At 75.1% G+C, this 578-nt stretch carries 1 protein-coding gene; it reads right to left on the bottom strand.

Annotated features, from left to right (window positions below):
• The coding region (locus VM95_RS37920; protein WP_045706140.1) for an SDR family NAD(P)-dependent oxidoreductase at positions 1 to 578 on the bottom strand (578 nt) is incomplete at both ends.

Consider the following 578-nt stretch of genomic DNA (forward strand, 5'->3'; position numbering starts at 1 on the left):
GGCCTTCGGGGCCAGGACGCGGGCGAAGCGCTCGGCGCTCTGGCCGGCGAGCAGGCCGTCGTCCAGGACGGCGGCCAGGTGGAACACCGAACCGAGCGCGCCACCAAGGCCGTTGACAACCGTCGCGATCTGCTCGCGGTCCGCGACGTCGCACGCCTCGATCCGCACGCTCTCCGCACCGGCCGCGACGAGGGCGCTGCACACGTCTGCTGCGCCGGGGGCTGCCTCGCCCTGGCGGGAAGTCAGCACGAGGTGACGCACGCCGTGGTGGCGCACCAGGTGCTCGGCCAACTCCCGGCCCAACTCGCCGGTCCCGCCGGTGACAAGGACCGTCCGCTCCGGGTCCAACACGACCCGCTCGGACGCGTCCGCCGCCGAGACCCGCACCAGCCTCGGAGCCGTGACCCGGCCGCCGATCACGGCCAACTCCGGCTCGCCCGTGCTGAACAGAGCGCGCGCGGTCGTCTCGGGGGACGCGGCCTCGTCCAGGTCCAGCAGGCGGATCGTCCGCTCCGGGTACTCGGTGCGGGCGGTCCGCAGCAGGCCCCACAGGGCGGCCTGCACCGGATCGCCGGCCA

It is taken from the genome of Streptomyces rubellomurinus, assembly GCF_000961885.1.
Taxonomy (GTDB): domain Bacteria; phylum Actinomycetota; class Actinomycetes; order Streptomycetales; family Streptomycetaceae; genus Kitasatospora; species Kitasatospora rubellomurina.